This window comes from Lientehia hominis, assembly GCF_021044755.1.
Classification (GTDB): domain Bacteria; phylum Bacillota; class Clostridia; order Lachnospirales; family Lachnospiraceae; genus Lientehia; species Lientehia hominis.
Genome location: NZ_JAJNOR010000001.1, coordinates 656807 through 672250 on the forward strand (window position 1 = coordinate 656807; position 15444 = coordinate 672250).

At 52.2% G+C, this 15444-nt stretch carries 9 protein-coding genes; all 9 read right to left on the bottom strand.

The features are described 5' to 3' along the window. Positions 1 to 5: 5 nt before the first annotated feature. On the bottom strand, positions 6 to 1385 hold the full coding sequence (locus tag LQE92_RS02965) for a GntR family transcriptional regulator (RefSeq protein WP_231061510.1): 1380 nt from the start codon (positions 1383 to 1385) through the stop codon (positions 6 to 8). A gap of 30 nt (positions 1386 to 1415) precedes the next feature. Next, positions 1416 to 4682, bottom strand: coding sequence for a response regulator (locus LQE92_RS02970; RefSeq protein ID WP_231061870.1), 3267 nt, complete (start codon positions 4680 to 4682; stop codon positions 1416 to 1418). Between the two features lie 77 nt (positions 4683 to 4759). Next, complete coding sequence (locus LQE92_RS02975) at positions 4760 to 6031, bottom strand: ABC transporter substrate-binding protein (protein ID WP_231061511.1); 1272 nt, start codon at positions 6029 to 6031, stop codon at positions 4760 to 4762. Positions 6032 to 6119: 88 nt separating this feature from the next. Continuing rightward, positions 6120 to 6503 carry an Hpt domain-containing protein gene (locus tag LQE92_RS02980; RefSeq protein ID WP_231061512.1) on the bottom strand — a complete coding sequence of 128 codons (384 nt, stop codon included), beginning with the start codon at positions 6501 to 6503 and terminating at the stop codon, positions 6120 to 6122. Between the two features lie 3 nt (positions 6504 to 6506). Continuing rightward, a complete protein-coding gene (locus LQE92_RS02985; RefSeq protein ID WP_231061513.1) occupies positions 6507 to 10103 on the bottom strand; it encodes a response regulator in 3597 nt (1198 codons plus the stop codon). Then, positions 10091 to 12682: an EAL domain-containing protein gene (locus tag LQE92_RS02990; protein ID WP_231061514.1), complete on the bottom strand. Its 2592-nt coding sequence runs from the start codon at positions 12680 to 12682 to the stop codon at positions 10091 to 10093. The genes LQE92_RS02985 and LQE92_RS02990 overlap by 13 nt, the downstream gene beginning before the upstream one ends. Positions 12683 to 13898: 1216 nt before the next feature. After that, the gene (locus LQE92_RS02995) at positions 13899 to 14069 is read right to left on the bottom strand and encodes a hypothetical protein (RefSeq protein WP_231061515.1); all 171 of its coding nucleotides are present in this window, start codon (positions 14067 to 14069) and stop codon (positions 13899 to 13901) included. A 439-nt stretch (positions 14070 to 14508) separates the two neighbouring features. Next, positions 14509 to 14706 (bottom strand): YwbE family protein, encoded by a 198-nt coding sequence (locus tag LQE92_RS03000; protein WP_331001222.1) that lies wholly within the window; start codon positions 14704 to 14706, stop codon positions 14509 to 14511. Between the two features lie 9 nt (positions 14707 to 14715). Continuing rightward, on the bottom strand, positions 14716 to 15444 hold the full coding sequence (locus tag LQE92_RS03005) for a Fic/DOC family protein (RefSeq protein WP_231061516.1): 729 nt from the start codon (positions 15442 to 15444) through the stop codon (positions 14716 to 14718).

Genomic DNA, 15444 nt, shown 5'->3' on the forward strand with positions numbered 1-15444 from the left:
TCACTCTATATTCCGTAGGTTTCTGCGAACTGCCGTTCTTCGCGTCCCATCAGTTTCGCCCATTCTTCTGAAAACGCAGCGTTTTCCCCTTCTCTCAGGCAAACTGCGGCCTCCGATACGAACTGGTCGTATTCCAAATGCAGGTTTTGATCCTTCCGCTTCTGCAGCGCAAAGGGATACCCCCAGGCCAGCAGCTCCAGGATGTGGCCATAGCATTCACGAATCAAGGCCGACGGGCATTCCGACCGGATAAAGGACAAATACCGCTCAAAGCACAGATAGCTTCTCCCCGCATTATGAAGCCCGTCAAAAAGTTGGAACAGAGCGGCTCTTTTTACCTCTGGAAGAGCTTCCAGCATATAGCGCGACACCGGCCCGACCGTCAGGGTCAGCAGCTCCAGGCTTTCCCGATAAAGGCGCATCCCTTCCTGAATATCTTTTCCGGAGCAGTCAAGATGGTCCGGATGGATACAGACCTGCGTGCCCTTCCCGTGGTAAGAGGTTACAAAACCAAGGCCGCCCAGCATGGACAGGGTGCGTCGGATCGTACTCTGGGCGACTCCGTACTGCTGTGCCATCTGAGGCAGAGAGGGCAAATAGCTGCCGGCAGGATATTTTCCAGACATAATCTCCCGGATGACCCGGGAAACCAGGGAATACCGAACCTGCGGCCGCTGACGGTAAATGGTCCACTCAAAGGGAATCTGTTCCATATCCGGATATTTTGCCCTGGCTTCCTCCATGAAAGCAAACACCCGACCGGCGGACTGCTCATTCTTTTCTAGAAACATCCGATTCAAGACGGTGATCACTTCCTCCACGGAGTTTCCGTTTATGACTTGCGGTATCAGTTTCTCCTCATCATGGTTTTCCAGGTACGGGAACATCATGTATTGGATGACATCCCAGTACAGGCCCGTGATCAGCCCGTTGTGCAGGCCCGCGAGCGCCAGCAGATAGAACTCGATCGGCATCGGCACCATGCCCTGCGCCGGCGCCGTCAGGGCGGAGCGAAGCTGCACCAGCGTGTCATTATCCCACCGGCACACCCCTGCTTCCCACAAGCTTCCGAACAGATGCTCCCCGGTGCGGAAAATATCTGCGATCCCCTTTTCTCTCTGCAGCAAATAGATCGTGGCGTTTTCCTGAACTTTCTCCGGCAAAGCGCGATAGGTGACCTTAGACACTTTTCTGGCGTCTACCCGAATATACCCGTTCCGCTCCAACTGCGCCAGAGCGGTGCGTATCGTCGCCGCCGCCATGTCAAACATGGAGCATATCTTGGAAATGGACGGAAGGCTTTCCCCATAGGAATAATAGCCGAATAAAATTCTGGCCTCAAAAAAATCATAGACAAGTCTATTTATTCCGCTGCTCTCTATCATCTCGCCACCTCAACCGCTTTCTGTTTTTTTCTATCTGTCCAGGAACCGGTGTAAAATCCGCTCCAGCTTATCCACATCCACCGGCTTTGCCAGATGGTAGTCCATCCCTGCCTGTAAAGCCTCGCGCACATCCTCATCAAAAGCATTGGCTGTCATGGCGATGATCGGGACGCCGGCAGTATCCTTCCGGCTTAATGCCCGGATGGCCTTCGCCGCCTGATATCCGTCCATCACCGGCATCCGGATATCCATGAGAATCATGTCAAAATAGCCCTCGCCGGATGCCGCCACCTTTTGGACCGCTTCTTCGCCGTTGGCAGCTGTCTCCACCTGAACGCCCATCTCTTCAATTAGAGTCCGGGCAATTTCCAGATTGATCTCGTTATCTTCCACCAGCAGCACGCGTCTGCCATCAAAGGTACTCAGCTCCGAGTCATTGCACTTGGGAACGGATTCTGTCTCCCCGCTCAATTCACGGAGCAAATAGCACATTTTAGAGCGGTAGAAGGGTTTGGACAGGAACGCGGTAACGCCGGCTTCCCGGGCGTCGCCCTCAATCTCCGACCAGTCGTAGGCCGTCAGGACGACCACCGGAATATCCGGCCCAACCTCCGCCCGGATTTGCCGGGCAGCCGATATGCCGTCCAGGTCCGGCATTTTCCAGTCCAGGATCACCAGCTCAAACGGGTCCTGGGTATCCTTTGCCTCCACGACCTGGGAAACCGCCTCCTGCCCGGTGGTTACAAACCGGGCGCGAAGCCCCATCTCCTCCAAAAGCTCCGCAGTGTTTTCACAGACCTGCAGGTCATCGTCAGCAATCAGGCTGTGGACGCCGGTCCACTCCTCCGGAATCTCTTCATGCTCCGTATCCTGCAGCTTCAGTGGGAGCGTCACCGTAAAGGCGGACCCCTTCCCAAGCTCGCTCTCCACCTGGATATCGCCGTTCATCAGGTCTATGAGGTTTTTCGTGATGGCCATGCCCAGCCCTGTGCCCAGTATCTTGCTGTTGGTGGAATCCTGTACCCGCTCAAAGGGCAGGAAGAGCTTCTCCAAAAATGCCCCGCTCATCCCCACGCCCGTGTCGGCGCACCGGAATACAAAATTGGAATAGCCCTGATACGTGTTCTTTTCCTGCCAGACCTCCACTCGGATTTGGCCACCCGCGGGCGTATACTTCACCGCATTGCTCAGGATATTGAGGAAGACCTGCCGGATACGCAGGGAGTCTCCGCAGACTTCCTCGTTTTTGACAGCTGCCAAATAAACCTCCAGCCGCAGGTGGCCGGCCTCGGTCTGTGCCCGAGTCAGTTCAGCCGTCTCTGCCACCAGCTCCGCAAAATTGAAGGGCTCCTCCCGCAGGGCCATCTTCCCATTTTCAATTTTGGACATATCCAGCACATCGTTGATGAGACTGAGCAGATGCTTGCTGGAAAGGTTGATTTTTTTCAGGCTATCCAAGACCCGCTCTGGCTCGTTCGGATGGGCGGCCGCAATGGCCGTCATCCCGATGATGGCGTTCATGGGCGTGCGGATGTCGTGGGACATATTGGAGAGAAACTGGCTTTTTGCCACGTTGGCAGCTTTTGCGCTCTCCAATGCGCTTTTCAAAACCTGCCGCTGCTGTTCCTCTTCATACCGCTGTTCGTCGATCCGGCGGGAAATGAGGATGGCAAGCTGATCCTCCGAATAGGGGTTGTCCACCGCAATGATCTGGGTGGAGGTCCAGTGGTACTGCCCGTCCGTCAGCATCTGCCGGCACTCCACAAAAATCTCTTTCCGTTTTTTCCCCAATGTGCTCACCAGGTAATCCGGCGCAAAGCGGCGCTGAAACTCCTCCAAATTATCCGGATGGATGGTTGGAAGCATCTCAATGTAGAGCTGGCTGTAAGAACTCTGCTCTCCGACGGGAAGCATCAGGCCTGGCTTGACATAGATGAAATTCAGCGTATCCTGCGACAGGTTGAGACTGATGATAACCGGATAGGCGTTGGAGACCGCGCCCACCAGGGTCAGGCGCTCCTGTAAATCTTTACGTTTGGCCGCCTCTTCCGCCAGCTTTTCCTCCGTGATATCATGGATGGCAGAAATCAATACCGGCATTCCATTTTCATCCAGCGTCTTTTCAACAATGCCTGCTCCCCAAAAATAGGCGCCGTCTGTTCGGCCCACCCGGATTTCAAAAATATTCTTATGGCCGTTCCGGGCGGAATCCTGGAACAGTACGGCCATTTTTTCATAATCCTCCGGATGTACTGTGCTTTCAAGGCTCTGACCATGAAGCGCATCGTTTAAGGACCCCTCTGGGTACCCTAACAGCCGAAGCCCTTCTTCGTTGAGCTGCAGGAAGCGGTACGGCTCCTCCACCGTTATTAGAGCGATTCCCTCCGGCACTGCGTTATACAGATGGCTGGTATAGTCCGCCTGGTTTCGCAGTCTGCGATTGGTCCGTTTCACATACCGGAAGTACATCAGCACCAGCAGGGCAATCCCGAGGAGGATGCCCCCGATCAAGACCATGGTACGCCAAATAATTTGATTTGTCTGTGCGTCTACCACACTGGCGGGGATAATGGAAATCAAATGCCAGTCTGTCTGCAGCTTCAAAGGGGTGAAGCAGAAAACAGTCTCCTCCTCCTGATACATAAGGGAGGCCCAGCCCGTCTTTCCGGAGCGCAGCGCTTCGCGGAACGCTTCCAGCTGAGCCGGGGTGTTTTCGGTATCCGGCAGCATATCGTAGAGATTGTGCACTGTCTTATTGCTGCCGGGGTGCGGCGGCCGGATCAGAACATTGCCCTGTGTATCCACCACGTAGGAAAAACCCGCGTCCTGGTAGAAGGAAACGGTGAAAGTATCCACCATCTGGTCCACTTGATATTCTTTAACCAGGTATCCTCGGACCCCCTCCTGAAAGGTTACCCGGACGTACAGGTCAAATACATTCACTCCGGTCACGCTGCTGATATGCGGCGCAATGATCCCGTTTCTTTCGTCGATACCCTCCAGCCGGTCCGCCACATTCTCGTCCATCTGCACACCCAGGGGATAACAGCCGCCATTCTGCAGATACAGGCTGACGCCGGTATCCACGGTGCTGTAGTCCGCCAGAAATTCATCCAGATCTTCCTGCTGGGTGCTCTCATATTCCTTCAAGTGTAAGGTCAGCGTGCCCATGGCTTCGTATTCTCTCCGCAGCTGCACTTGAAGGGTGTTGCGCCCCTGCTGGGTGGCCTCTAAAATAGTAGTGATGGACTGCTGCCAGAGCTGTTCCTGCACCGCATTGATGAACAAAAACGTCATGGCGCCCAGCGCCGCGGCCACAAGGATGGCGGCAATGACGATCCTCTGTTTGGAATTTTTGATTTCCTTTCTCTCTCTCACCGCAGCCTGACCTCCTCCGCCTGCCGGTCCAGCTCCTCCATCACGTCATTTAACGGCTCACCCGCCAGCAGTTTTTTCGACGCTTCCGCCGTCAGATCCCAGATGGGAAGGTCCAGCGAAGCGTCCGTGCCGATCACCGTCCGCCCATTTACATAGTCGGAAATGAGCGGCTGCACCTCCTGCACCGTGGACGGGTTCCCGTCCTGCAGCGGGCTGAAGGAGGACTGCTGATCCGCAAATTTTCGGATATTTTCCTCCCCGGTAAAATACTCCACAAATTTCATGGCCACGTCTAAATGCTCACTGTCCGTGTTTACGCTCAGCTTGGTATCCGGGTTGATCACCAGAAGCGAGCCGTCCTCCAGCACCGGGAGCGGCGCCACCTCGAAGGCAAAGCCCGGCTCCATCGCCTCCACGCGCCCGGCCGACCATGCCCCCGTCAGCATAAAGGGGGAGTCCCCCTTTATGAATTCCTGTAAATCTTCCGAGTTCTTTTCCGTGTTCAGGGCCGTTTCGCCGTCTATATAGCCCCTTTGGATAAATTCCTCCGCCAGCGTGAAGCCGGGGCGCAGGTATTCGCTGAGCGCGGCCTCTCCCTGGCTCAGCCGTTCCATGACCTCCGCCTGCTTGTTCTCTTGATACACCTCATAAAAACCCGCACCGATCGCCAGTGTTTTCAGGGAGATGTCGTTGTTGGCGATGATGGGGGTAATACCCTGGCTTACGAAATAGTCGCACACCGCTTCCCACTCCCCAAGGTTTGACGGTACATTCTGTTTATGCTCTTTCAGCAGGTCCAGGTTGCAGTAGAGTCCAAAGGCGGACACTGTGGTGGGCACCCAGTAAATTGCCCCGTCCTGCTCCATTTGTCCGCGCATCTGGTCCGTAAAGCTGGAAATGGTACTCAGACTGGACAAATCCGCCACCATGCCCTGCTGCTCTAACGCCAGAAGTCCGTCATGGTTGGCCAAAAACACGTCGCTTCCATTGCCGGAGGCCATCCGTTTCTGCAGGGCGTCGTGGTATACGTTCCCCTTGATGCTCTCATAAGAAATGCGGACGCCCGGGTTTTCCGCCATAAAGTCAGATAGAATCTCCTCAATGACCTTGACATTCTCCGGCTCATATTTGTAGCCGAAAAAGGTGATGGTGACGGTCTGTTGATCCGGTTCCTCTAACGTCACAACGCTGCCCTTTCTGCCGCAGCCGGTAAAAACGGACAGTACCAATGCAAGAAGAACAGATAAAATGAATATTCTTTTTTTCATCTTGCTTCCTCCTGACTCTGCTGAACATCGCCTGTGCCTGTCACATGGCAGCGTAACTGAAATCCCCCGATGGCTTCCCAAAAACAGATCAGCGGGGCATATCCTCTTCTCGGCAGCGCACAAGCGCCGCCCTTAACTGTTCTGCTTTCTGAAATTCTGATTGGATTTCCTGAAACAGGACCGGATAATCCTCCCGCGGTTCCCTTATGCGAAGCGGCTCAACGATTCGGCAGACGGCTTCAAAAAGCGGCGCAAGGCCCAGATTGCCTGCAACACCCTTGAGAGTATGCGCCGCATCGAATGCGTCCGGGAGATTGCCTTTTTGAAGCGCATCCTCCAGCTTCTGCATATTATCGTCCCGTGAGAGCATATTCAGTATTTTCAGGTACAGCTCTTCTTTTCCCATAAACCGGTCCATGGTGGTTTCGTAATCGCCGCCGTAGCTCTCAAAGATCAGCTTAAAATTTTCCATAGCTCACGCCTCCTCCCCTTTGAAAATGAAATCGTATAGGGTCTGATACAGGCGGCTGGGGTCAATGGGTTTTGCCAGATGCGCGTTCATCCCGGCTGCCTTGCTCTTTTCGATGTCGTCGTCGAAAGCGTTGGCAGTCATGGCGATGATGGGTACCGTACCGGAGTCCGCATTGCTCAGATGCCGAATGTTGCCTGCGGCCGTAAGACCGTCCATCAGCGGCATCCGGATATCCATTAAAATAGCGTCATAAAAGCCTTCCTGGGATTTGTTGAACAGTTCCATGGCCCGCAGGCCGTTTTCAGCTGTATCCACGGTAAACCCCTTATCCTCCAGGAGCATCTTGGCCACCTCGGTGTTCAGTGCGTTGTCCTCGACCAGAAGAATCCGCTTGCCTGTAAAGTCATAGTCCACCGGCTCCTCTTTGCGTTGATGCTCCTGTTGGATTCCTAACGCTTTAGAGAAGGCTGACACCAAAGAGGATTTGAACATGGGCTTGCTCATCAACAGGTTTACCCCTGCCAGCTTTGCTTCCTGTTCGATGGCAATCCAATCGTAGGCCGTCATGATGATAATCGTGACCTCCGGCCCTACGATGGCACGGACCCGGCGGGCCGTCTCGATGCCGTCCATCTCCGGCATCTTCCAGTCGATGAGGATCATGTCGTAATGGTTGCCGGCAACCCACATCTCCCGGACGCGCTCCACTGCCTTGCGGCCGCTGTCCACCCATTGGGCCGTGATCCCCATCTCGTGCAGCGTGGCCACCGCGCTCTCACATACGGCCACATCGTCGTCCACCACCAGCGTCTTCAGCTGGGAAAAGTTATAATTCTGTTTTTTCTGATTGTGCCGCAGCTTTTCCTCCTCCGTGATGCCAAGCCGGACGTCGACAGCAAACTCCGTGCCGATTCCTTTGATGGAACGGACGGTGACCCTGCCGCCCATCATATCCACGATACTTTTGCTGATGGCAAGTCCCAGGCCTGTGCCGCCGTAGAGAGCGGTTGTTCCTGTATATTCCTGTGAAAATGGTTCAAAAATATGGGGCAGAAATTCCTCACTCATGCCCACTCCCGTGTCATTCACTACGAATCGCAGCTCGGCACCATTTTTATCCCGGCGGCGCTGTTCGACGGAAAAGGCCACCTTTCCGCCTTCCGTGGTAAATTTGATGGCGTTGCTCAGCACATTGATGAGCACCTGCTGGAGCTTCATGGCGTCACCCATGTAATAGTCGTCCAGCACTGGGTCCAGAATGCACTCATATTCCACACCCTTGGCCGCCGCCTGGGAATAGCAGATGGAGTTTATGCCATTCAAAAACTCCTCCGTGGGAATCTTTTCTTCTTTCAGCAGCATTTTACCGCTCTCAATCCGGCTCATGTCCAGGATGTCATTGATGAGGGACAGCAGAAACCGAGAGGAAATGCCGATTTTGGAAATGCACTCCTCCACCTGCTCCCTGTCCCCGATATGATGTGCTGCGATGGTGCTCATACCGATGATGGCGTTCATGGGCGTGCGGATCTCATGGCTCATGCGGGACAGGAAATCAGACTTGGCGGCGTTAGCCTGTTCGGCTGCTACTAATGCGGAGGCCAGTTCCTCCTTCTGACGCTGCTCCTGCCGCACCACGTCGGATACGTCTGTCTGAGTCATACAGACGCGGCCCAGCTCCTTATTGATATAAAAGACTTGGAAACGCTTGACGGAAGTTTTGCCGGAGACATCCTGGAATTCTGCGATAAAAGTATAGGCGTCATGCTGCTCCAGCTGTTCCTGCATATAGACAAAATCTAATTGGTCTATCACCGTCTGCCGTCCAGCTTCATCGATGCAACTACCGGAAATGCCCAGCACCTCCCGCTGGAAATCCCCCTCCGTGGGCACTGTCCGCTTCCAGCTGGCGTCCTGGGCGACCAGCCGGTATCCTCCCTGCCGCAGGTCGATCTCTGCGATGAGGTCGTAGTCCAGACAGGTCAGCCGGTCCAATAGGTTCTCCAACAGCCTCTTCTCGGTGACATCCAGCGTATAGAAGAACGCGATAATATCCCCGCTGTCGGGATTGCGGGAAATACGGAAGCTGGTGCGGGCCCAGAAAAGCCCGCCCGTGCTGCTCCTGCGCAGAAAATCCAGACAGTAGTCCACCTTGCCCTTGGCAAAATTGGAAAGCATCTGTTCCCGATTGAGCGTGCGGAGGATCTCGCTGCCATAGGCGTTGTCGATGGCAGTGGCCGCCAAGTTGATCACAATCTCGTCGTAAGTGTCCCCGATGTGCGCCACCGCCACATCTGTATTGGCAAGGTAAGTCTCCACCCGGTTTTGAGTAAGATTGATACTGCCCTGGATGCAGCCTTCGTCTGAAGCCACTTCTGCGAAATAAGCCAGCTCCTTTTCATAGAGTTCCCGTACCTGCTGCTGGAGCAGCGCCTCTTCCGTGATATCCACAAAGACGCAGTAAAAATGCCGGTCTCCCCCTTCACCCAGCAGCTGGGCCTTGATGGAAATCCACTTGACCATGCCGCCCTTGCAGATCAGGCGGTTTTGGTTGCAGAGAGTGGTTCCGCAGGGCAGCTGCCCGTTCAGCTTGTCTGTCATCACGGCCATGTCCTCCGGGTAGGTCACCGCGGACATCCTGCTGCCCATGGCCGCAAACTCCTCTCGGGTATAGCCCAGGATATCATAAAAACCATCGTTGGCGTCGATGACGGAAAAGCCCTCGTCGAACCTGCAGCGGAACACAGCTCCGGGAATGTTGTTGTACAAGTGCAGCAGCTCGTTCTGCAGCTTTTTCTGGTCTGTGATGTCAATGCACACAGAGAGGATTGCCGGACGTTCATCCTCGGAAATAATCCTCCGCCCGGTGTCATGGACCCAGATATAGCTGCCGTCCTTTTTCCGCATCCGGTATTCCACAACATACTCATCCGAGTGTTCTAATTGTTCCGATACAGACTTGTCCACCATCTCCCGGTCGTCCGGGTGCATACAATTGGAAACATATCCGCCGATATCCGCAACAAACTCCGCCTCATTCTCATATCCCAGATACTTAAGCATCTGCCGGTTAATAAAATAAAATGGGAAGTTTTCTTCTATGTAGCCGCCCATCATGCCGCCTGGAAGGGACGAGTCGAGAAGCTCCTGCCGCTGCCGGGCAATATGCTCCATCACCAGCGTCTGCGGATAATGCTCCTGGCCCCGCTGGCTGCTGCCCGGCTCCGCAGCATGAAAGCTCCGGATGAGCCAGCGCCCGTCCATCTGCCTGCACAGAGTGAAAAACACACGCAGGTTCCAACGGTACAGCCGGTTTTTCAGCTTCAGTTCCATGGCAAGATTGCAGACGTTTTCTGTAATCTGCTGTTCACGGATTTCATACAGTTCACAGACAAAAGGCTCCGTCAGCTCTGCAATATCCGCCAGCAGGTAGACCGTCATATCCTCTTTGCCGTGGGCAAATTCCTTTTCGCCCGTACCAACAAAGTCAACATCCTCCGCAAGGAATTCCGAAGTCCCCGCGGCGTCACGCTGCTCAAACCAGGTACGGCAAAATGCACGCACAGTCTCTTTTGCAGTCATAAAATTCACGCCTTCCATATGCGGCACCCGCCTTTCTGTTTACTTTTCACTTCATACAAAGCTTTATCCGCTTTTTGAATCACCCCGTCGAAGGTTTCTTCCCCATTCCAGAGTACGATTCCTGCGGAGCAGGACGCCCGCATATCCTTTGCCAAGGTGAACTCCTGAATAGCACGGCAGATCTCTTCACCCTTTTGCAGGGCCGTCTCTTCCGACTTCATCCGTTTCATGACCGCAACAAACTCATCTCCGCCATACCGGACCAGCAGGTCGCTTTCAGCACGGGTATGGGTATGCAGGAGTCTGCCAAACTCCCGGATCAGCTCATCCCCCTGGACATGTCCATACGTATCGTTGGTGCGCTTCAGGTTATCCAGGTCAAACAGATACACTGCCAGCGGGGCGTCCTCCCTGCGCAGTTCTCTCAGCGCCGCTTCCAGGCCCCGGCGGTTCAGCAGACCGGTCATATAATCCCTGTGAGCCTCTGTTTTCAATGTCTGTTCCCGCAGGCGGGCTTTCGCCAATTCCATGGCGTGCTGTACCTTCTTGTACAGGCTCTCCTGGAAATGCGGCTTGTCCGCATACTCGTCTGCGCCGATGCGGAACGCTTCCCTTTCCAACCGTGCGTCCGCAGGCCCTGTGGCGATCACCGGGACATTCCAGGCCCCCCTCTCCCTTTGCAGGCCTTTCAAGGCTCCAAGTCCTTCTCCGTCGGACAGCGTCAAGCTCAAAACCACAGCGTCAATTTTCTTATCGAATTTTTGTATCGTTTCCAATACGCCTCCCCCGTCCGCCGCTTCTTCCACCTGGAACTCATTTGAAAAGGTATTCCGCACCGCGCTGCGGTAAGCTGGGTCTTCGTCCGCCACCAGGATGACCCGGCGCCAATCCCTGGTAAGAAATGGCGGCTGGTTTGCGGTTTCCGCCCCTGCCATCGTGTCATGGCTTTTCCACAATTCTTCAAAGTCCCCGCAGCGCATAGGTTTTGCGAAATAATACCCCTGTACATAGTCGCAGCCGATTTCGCGGAGGCGCTCCAATTGGCTCTTCGTCTCTACGCCTTCCGCCACCACGCTCAAGTTCATCGAGCGGGCAAGCTGCATGATAAATCGGAGCACCCCCTGATTCATGGGTTTGGCGGTTTCATTCTGGATAAACTTCATGTCCAGCTTCAGAATGTCCAGCGTCATTTGATTAAGCATGTTGAGGGAGCTGTAGCCGCTTCCAAAATCGTCCATTTCAATGATAAAGCCCAGGTCCCGCAGGTGGCGCACGGTCTTAATGATCTGCTCCGGATTTTCGGTATAGGCGCTCTCCGTAATCTCCAGATGGAGCCGTGCCGGCTGCAGGTCGTATTTTTGAACCGTTTTTGTAAGAATGTCGGCCAGGTCTGCGTTATAAATATCCGCACGGGAGACGTTTACCGAGACAGCGAGCGGCGGATAGCCCTTTGCGTCCCATTCCTTTAAAATGGCGCACGCCTTATCCCATACAAACTCGTCCAATTTCGTAATGAAGCCGTTCCGCTCAAAGATCGGGATGAACTCGCCTGGGGACTGGAGCCCCCATTCTGGATGGTTCCAGCGGACCAGCGCTTCGGCACCTGCGAGGGAATCGCAGCTGAGCTGGTATTTTGGCTGCAGATAAATTTCAAACTGTCCCTGTGCCAGTGCGATTTCCATAGCGTCGGTAACTGCCTGCTCCCGCAGCAGCTTTCCGCGCAGCTCCTCGTCATAAATAGCCAGATATTTTCCGTACTGCCCTTTGATCCGCTGGACTGCCAGCAGCGCCCAGTCGCACATCTGCTCCACCGGGAGGAAACGGTTATCCACGGGATAAATGCCCCATTTCATCGCCACGTTTTTGGTCGGGGAAACCGCAGTGAGCCTGATACTCGCCTCTCTGAATGCATCGTCCGTATAGGATGCGGGACGCTCGATCAGGCAGGCAAACTGATCCGCATTCAATCGGCCGTAAATGCCCTTTTCACCCACAAATTCCCTGCAAAGATCCGCCACGTTCATCAGAAGGCGGTCTCCGGCAGGAATGCCAAATACATCGTTGATCAGCTTGAAATTTTCAATATCAGAACAGATGATGTCGTACTCCTTGTCCGGGTTTTGGATGAGGATTGTCTTTGCCTGCTGGTAAAAATATTCCTTGCTGTAAAGGCCGGTCAGCCGGTCGTACTGGATGAGATTGATCATTGCGGCGGTCTCCCGCAGATTGATAATGCTGGCGACCCGGTGCAGAATGATCTGCGGCCGGTACGGCTTGGCCACAAAATCCGCGGCGCCTTTAGACAGCGCCGCCACCTCATCCGATTCTCTGTCGCTTTGCGTGGTGACAATTACGGGGATGGACGAAAGGGAAGAATCTGCCTTGACTGCCGAAAGGAAGGCATACCCATCCATGACCGGCATGACGATATCCAGCAGGATCAGGGAGACCTGCTCGCCGTATTGCTTCAGAAGATCAATCGCTTCTTTTCCGTTTTCCGCTTCCAAAACCTGATACTTCTCCGATAAAATCCCGGAAAGAATCATCCGGTTCACAGCACTGTCTTCTACAACCAATATTTTTTTACAGCCATCCATATTCTCATCCCCAGTTTTTAACCAACCATCTTATCGCAGTATTTAAAACGCAAACTCTGTTCAAGTATAAATCAGTTTTAATTGTAGCAGTAAAGAAGTGATAATGCAATATTTTCCCGGTAAAACGCAAAAAAAGCAGGATTTGTACCTCCTGCCTCTGTTAAAACAGAATTCTTCCAGCCATTTAGAACTCTCTGCACGGATTGGTATAAAAGCGATAACAGGCGGCCCGGCCGACGATCACACAGGCGTCCTCTGCGCACGGAAACAAACACATTGCCATGTTTTGAACGACCTGTTATTCTGCACAAAATGTGGACAGCCACTGTTATCACAGGCATGAAGCACACAAAAGTCCGGCCGGAAATGTTCCAGTTATGTTTGCAGAACCCGCAAAAAGCTGCCTTTTCAAAGCATTGTCTGCGGAGATATATTAGACCCAGAGACAGGTATCCTGAATCCATGATATCTGAAACCGCTTATTCCCCTGAAGTGGAGCATATTAATAAAGAAAATGAAATGGGTATGGAAAAAGATATTGCTGTCTTTCAAGAATATCTATCCAGTGCCTCTCCTCTCACTTCTGCCGAAGTGTTTTCCAGTATGAATCCTTTTCTGCTGCAGGAAATTGTAAATAAACTGCTTTTACAGGCAGCGGTCTATGACCATACAGCAATATGCAATGAGAATCTATGTTGACCAAGGAACTGTCTCATCCGTTACATTCAAGAACAACTTCACGCTGCGTTTCATCATCCGCAATCCGGTCAAAAACTTCACTGATCTCTATCACTTTTTTGATTCTATTTCATCTTAATATAATGCTCCTGCTTTAAATAACATACCGTCGGGTTCAATATTATCAGCATAGCGTCTACGCGCCGTGCTTAATCCCAGTAAAATAGCGTGCTGTAAACAATAACAAGATTTTTAACAATTATAAGTTCTCGTGACATCAATAGCAACTATCGCTTTGCTGGACCGTAGTACACGAAATTACGTTCGCCACTTTGTTTTCCCGATACTTATGAGATATATGCTTTCATCATTTTTGATGAAGCACAAAATCCCACACTGGTTGAGTATCCAAGGCAAACGAGTTCATTGTAGGCAATTTTTCTATGCTGCGTTTTTATGATCCATTAACAACGATACAAGATCAGGCGAACCTGCTCACCCGATGGACAATATCGTTATAGACTCCGTACCAATCTTATCACTCGTTCCATTCGAAATACACATAGTCTTTCTTTTCTTCTTCTGAAAGGAAGTCGTATTCCTGCCTGGTGAGCCAATCGATGATTTCTTCCTGTTCTCCAATTTCATAAGCGGCAATCGAGTATTTAAGGACATATCCATGATATCGAAACGGCCTGTCTTTTTTCACTCGGCTTTTTACGCTCTTTCCGTAGTTGACGAGAAACATGCTGTTGTCATAATGCTGTTTGTATGTCGTAGCAAAGCAGCCGCAGCTTTCATCGTCATCCTGATCAAATATTTCTTGAAGCTCCGGGCTCTAATTGGCTGGTCTTCCATGCATATAGTGACCATTCTCTAATTTATCATATGCGTCTCTAAGCCATGACTGCCCCTAATAATAGGACAAGCCCTTAAGGAACCGTCCGGTTTCTTTATCAAAGGTTTGATATTATACCAATTTTCACCAATGTGAGCTTCGGCATATATCCAATAATAAGTCCCCATGAACACATTTCCTTTCTAAAAATTATTATTGATCTCATTCAAGGTCATCGGTTCATGATTCTAATGCATGTAACCAATACCATATTCTCAAGAATATATTGGTACCAACCATTTTGATTCATCTATTCAACAATCTCCTGTACTCGGCCGACTTGTCCATCCTCAAGCATCACTTTGATACCATGGGGATGGTAGCTGCTCTTCGTCAGCAGCCGCGCCACAATACCTTCTGTCAGCTTGCCGGTACGCTGATCCGCCTTCAGAACAATCTTTACCGTTGCTCCAACCTTCACATCAGATCTGTTTTGTCCGTTCATCATTTCTTGCTCCTATTTTCTATATTTTTCATAATCCTGATATTCGTGCGGCCGCTCTTTGTAATCCCGAACCATGTAATCGCCGACCTTCTCATATTTCCTATTAGCAGATACATCTGTATCATCGGAAGTTATCTCGTCTTGGAGAATCGCGTCAAAGAAAATACGTTCCAAATACTCATACTTTGCATATATCCCCTTCGATGCCCGAACAAGGGCGCTGTGTACATAAACGGAATGTGCTCCAAACAGCTCGTGATCCACCTCAAAACCGAGCGACTTGGCAAACAATACCGCAAAGACGATAACGCTGCGGGTATTTCCCTGCCGAAAGGGATACGTCTGCCAAATCTGGGCAATGATTCTGACCAGACGAAATACAACGTCTTTGTCATTCTGGCCGTTTCGCTTCAGCTTGGCAATTTCTTTCATAGACGCCGTCAATTGCTTTTTAATCTCCTTGGGATACGCATATCGCACCGTGTCGCCGCCCAATACGTCTTCCGGCTTGATCATCTGAATGGTACGGAATTCTCCAGCCCAGTCATAAATCTGGCTGAAGATGGTACAGTGAATATCTTTGAGGGTATCCGTGTTAAATTTCTCGTACTGCCGATTATAAATGCTTGTCATCGCCAGATTGGTAATGTCTGCCTCCGCCTTGTGCAGAAGCTCCGGGTCTTTGATTCCGGCAAGGTTTATCAGTACGTCAGCGTCGTCATATAAATAGGGATCCCGCAT